This is a genomic window from Bacteroides caecigallinarum (genome assembly GCF_016901995.1).
In the GTDB taxonomy this organism is placed as follows: domain Bacteria; phylum Bacteroidota; class Bacteroidia; order Bacteroidales; family Bacteroidaceae; genus Phocaeicola; species Phocaeicola cellulolyticus.
Genome location: NZ_JACJLE010000104.1, coordinates 1 through 2,932, shown reverse-complemented (window position 1 = coordinate 2,932; position 2,932 = coordinate 1). Strand labels below are relative to the sequence as shown.

Sequence of the window (2,932 nt, the reverse complement as noted above, 5' to 3'; positions counted from 1 at the left end):
TTACCAGAAAGTCCGTACCTTTGTACTGTGTTTTTCATAGTATTAGATTTTAAGGTTAACAAAGGTTGGAGTACAGCGGTACTCCTTTTTTTATGTCTATACGTTTCGTACGATAAAATATAGTAAAAACCGCCGGCTAGAGATATGTGATGTATATCTAGCCGGCGGTTTTTGTTTCTTATTATAAATTACAGAATAACGATACGAAGAACGGTACGCTAAGGTTTATCAGAATTCCGTGAAGAATAGCCAATGGGATGGCCTCCTTGCCTGAATATTTGCTGATAGTGGCCAATAGAATATCTGATGATCCTATACCTGCGGCAGATATAGGTGCAAGCTGTCCGAAATATTTTCTTATTACCGGGGCACAAATCAGGGCCGTCATTTCGCGGAATATATTTGCAAGCAGGGCGATAGTTCCGAGTTCTGTGGCAAGCTGAAGTCCTATACTTGGTGTTTTAAGCTGAGTTATAAGTACTGAAGATACGGAATAGTATGCAAAACCGCTACCCACTGCCATACAGTCGAATATGCTCCATCTGCTCAGAATAAATGCTGCAATTGCAGAGAAAACGAATGTTCCTGCCACTGTAGCCATTGGTACAAGAAGCATCTTAAAACTCAGTTGTGATACAAATCCTTTTATGTCCTGATTACCTCCAAGATTGATGCCAAGCAAAAGCATAAGTACATACAACACATATACTGAGAGCTGATGCGCATCGAAGTCCATTGTAACAAAATAACCGCCCAGACATCCTAATATAAAGAATACCAGAATCATTATGCTTCCTTTCATTTTCCGGCTCCTTTCTTGAAAAACATGTTGAATACCAGCATGGCTGCTACAGAGCTTCCTACGAGGCTTAAGGCAGATATTATTGCTGCTTGCTCGCAGTAGTAAGTCAGATTGTTAATTATTAGTTTGTTTGCCCCTACCGACAGTCCGAGAATGAATAAAAGAAGACAAACTACAATTTGTATAAGTACAGTTACCTTGCTTAGGTCTTTTTTACTGCGCAGACTATAGCCTATCAAGGCACCGATTGCCATAATAGAAATAAAAATGAACATGTGAAGTTATAAATTAAAATTAGACATAGAAAATAAAAATCCTCGCTTGGAGTATATTCTATGGCACATTAGTGAAATTAAAAGATCGTATAGACCAGATTATTTTCATTTTTAATATCAATTTATAAGTTTTTGTGTTGCATGAAATCGGGCGCAAAGGTACGCTTTTTTCTTTTATGTTATATTTGATATACAAGAAAAATGTTTTGTGCTGTAATTCGAATATTTTATGTTTATATTGCTTACAATTTGATATGTATATTATATTACGAATTGATAGTGTATTATTAATGATGAATAAATATTCGTTTTTATTACACAATTATATAAACAAAAAAGCCTCAAGAAGTTATCTCTTGAGGCTTCGTTGTGTTGGACTACCAGGATTCGAACCTGGACAAACAGAACCAAAACCTGTTGTGCTACCATTACACCATAGTCCAAACTTTAGTGCTTTCTTTCGAAATGCGTGGCAAAGATACTATCTTTTTACGTTATCTTCCAAATTTTCTTTAACTTTTTTCGTACTTGTAGAGTCAAGTGGCAAGTGCAAAATTAGCAAATACTTTTATAAAACTCGATTTTGGGGGTTGAAAACCCTAGTTTTTTACGCGGTCTATCATTAATTTGATATTGTACTTTGTTCAGTTCCGCTTGAGACACCTGTCTGAAATCTGTACCTTTAGGGAAATATTCCCGAAGTATTTTATTCATATTCTCAATTGCCCCTTTTTGTCCCGAACAATATGGATCTGCAAAATACACAGTACAATCCAGAGCTTTACATATAGCCTTGTGATTACGAAATTCAATTCCATTATCTGTTGTGATAGTATACACATGTTTTTTGAAGGGGAGCAAAAGTCTTACCACAGCCGTCTCTACATCTTCAGGTTTCTTGGATGGAAGTTTTGTTTGTAGAAACATATTCTTACTTCGTTCAATTATTGTAAGAACTGCACTTTTTTGCTCTGCTCCAATAACTAAATCCATCTCCCAGTCTCCAAATCTTTTTCCATTGGCTTCTGCCGGTCTTTCATGGATGGATACCCTGTCAGGAATCATGCTTTTTCCTGCTGTCTTATATGGCTTAGCCTGGTGACGCCTGTATTTCATATGGTGATGACAATATTTTGAAAGCTCAGGCTTTCTTCTGATTTCCTGATAGATACGTTCCTTAGATATGCGTTTCCCCTCTTTTTTCAGATGTCCTGAAATTTGTTCCGGAGACCATCCTTTCCCTTTGAGTAACTTTATGGCAAGCTCCAGCACCCCAGGTTTTATTGCTGTGTTGCGTACTATTCGCTCCCTCTTTTCACGGGCCATTTCATCAGCCTGTTTGGGATTATATCTACCGGTCTTTGTCCTATTACGCTTCAACTCACGTGAAATGGTGGATGCTGAACGTTTCTTTTCGGGAAGAGGATTACCGGAGGATATGGCTGCTTCCTCTTCAATACGGTTTAATTCGTCTGCTATGGCTTTTAATGAAAAACCATTTTGGCGCATGGTAGAAATTGTGTACCTTTGCGCAAGGGTTAATTGATTGTACATAAGCAATACAAAGTTAATTAATCTTGGGGAGACTTCGGTCTCCCTTTTTGTTTTTTTGCATTGCCACAGGGAAAGGTTTTCTTAGCCATACGTACCTCCTAAAATAATGAAAGCGGGGCTGAAATCAGACAGCCTCGCTCCTTTACACTATTTCAGTGTGGTACATGAATCTATTGCTTGGTCGAGTCGCTCCTCAGCAGAGCTCGCCTCCTCTTTGATTCACGAGGCAAAGTTAACACTTTACTCCTTGAATCTACTACTTTTAAAGACCAAAACGTTGCACTTCGTTTTGGAATCTACA

Annotated in this window: 3 protein-coding genes and 1 tRNA gene; all 4 read right to left on the bottom strand. The window is 37.9% G+C overall.

Annotation, left to right across the window (positions count from 1 at the left end; all coding sequences use genetic code 11):
• Positions 1–181: 181 nt before the first annotated feature.
• The 4 genes from H6A61_RS15070 to H6A61_RS15055 all read right to left on the bottom strand — a co-directional run bounded on the left by H6A61_RS15070 (position 182) and on the right by H6A61_RS15055 (position 2,631).
• Positions 182–802 (bottom strand): lysine exporter LysO family protein, encoded by a 621-nt coding sequence (locus H6A61_RS15070; protein ID WP_204394712.1) that lies wholly within the window; start codon positions 800–802, stop codon positions 182–184.
• Positions 799–1,077, bottom strand: a complete 279-nt coding sequence (locus H6A61_RS15065; RefSeq protein WP_154043682.1) for a LysO family transporter — start codon at positions 1,075–1,077, stop codon at positions 799–801. Before H6A61_RS15065 ends, H6A61_RS15070 begins: the two co-directional genes overlap by 4 nt.
• Positions 1,078–1,449: 372 nt before the next feature.
• Positions 1,450–1,520 (bottom strand) — tRNA-Gln (locus tag H6A61_RS15060).
• Between the two features lie 112 nt (positions 1,521–1,632).
• Entirely contained in the window at positions 1,633–2,631 is a 999-nt protein-coding gene (locus H6A61_RS15055; RefSeq protein WP_204394711.1) for an IS30 family transposase, read from the bottom strand.
• Positions 2,632–2,932 lie beyond the last annotated feature (301 nt).

Excerpts from the sequence above, each read along its gene's own strand:
- H6A61_RS15055 (WP_204394711.1), bottom strand. The coding sequence starts at position 2,631 with ATGTACAATCAATTAACCCTTGCGCAAAGGTACACAATTTCTACCATG.
- H6A61_RS15070 (WP_204394712.1), bottom strand. The coding sequence starts at position 802 with ATGAAAGGAAGCATAATGATTCTGGTATTCTTTATATTAGGATGTCTG.
- H6A61_RS15065 (WP_154043682.1), bottom strand. The coding sequence starts at position 1,077 with ATGTTCATTTTTATTTCTATTATGGCAATCGGTGCCTTGATAGGCTAT.